Consider the following 1,096-nt stretch of genomic DNA (forward strand, 5'->3'; position numbering starts at 1 on the left):
GTCTGCTTGGCATCTTTTGAGAACGATTGCGTTTGTTTTGTTGTTCCAGTTCTTCATGCTGTTGTTGGATATGATTCAGAACAGCACCCAACCGTTTATTCTCAACAATCTCTCGCTGATTCAGCTGACTTAATTTATCGAAGAGGCTGTAATTGATCTTTCGGCCATCATGCATGAGGGCTACAGTACCATCCGGGTATTCCAGGAACTCAAGATACTTACCGATCAACCTTTGATTTTCTTCGGTGTTTTCCAGGAGATATACGCATTTATCATAAGTAATCGTCAGGCTATTCGTGACTCTGCGGGGTTCACGCCAAGTAAAAATATCATCTAATTCTTCGGCTGTTTCAGTGATAGGCCGATGTAGATCCTTAGGATTAAAAGCCATCTTGGCGAACTTCTGATTGAACTGCTCAATGAAGCAGGGTAGCCAGGCATTAGCTTGCTCAATCGAGCTGATACCTTCCAGACGCATCTCCTTGATCAGACGGTCCTGAAGGGTTCTGTTGGCACGTTCCACACGGCCTTTGGCCTGTGGTGAATTGGCGAAGATGATATCGATATTCAGGGTACTGAGTACGCGTCCAAACTGGGTAATCTTGGTGTCTTTCTTGCTGCTTTGATTCACCCTGAAGACTGAATGTTTGTCGCTGTAAAATGCCAACGGCTTACCATGCTGCTCAACATACAAGCGTGTTGAAATCATATAATCAAAGGCTGATTCTGATTCACAGAAGCGTAAATGCTGCAATTTTCCTGTAGCATCATCGATAAACACCAGCAGACAGCATTTAGCAGCGCGTCCTTCAAACCAGTCATGATATGAGCCATCAATTTGGATCAGTTCACCAAAGCAATCCCGGTTGTAACGAGGCTGATACGGGCGTTTCAGGCGCTTGGATCGAGGAATCCATAAGTCAGCTGCAATCATCCAGGAACGCAGGGTTTCTACTGAAAGATCGAATCCATGTACGGTGGTGAGCTTTTCATGCGCTAAAGTGGGTCCGAAACCATGGAGTTGGTCAGAAACAATATTGAGGCACTTGAGTCTGAGTTCTTCAGGAAGTTTGGAATTGCTGATTTGGCCACGACC

General features: G+C 45.3%; 1 protein-coding gene. It reads right to left on the reverse strand.

Going from position 1 to position 1,096, the window contains the following annotated elements:
- On the reverse strand, positions 1–1,096 hold a 1,096-nt coding region (locus FTU42_RS14740; RefSeq protein ID WP_180083740.1), incomplete at both ends, for an ISNCY family transposase.

The sequence above is a fragment of the Acinetobacter sp. YH12102 genome (assembly GCF_013419125.1).
Lineage (GTDB): Bacteria > Pseudomonadota > Gammaproteobacteria > Pseudomonadales > Moraxellaceae > Acinetobacter > Acinetobacter pseudolwoffii.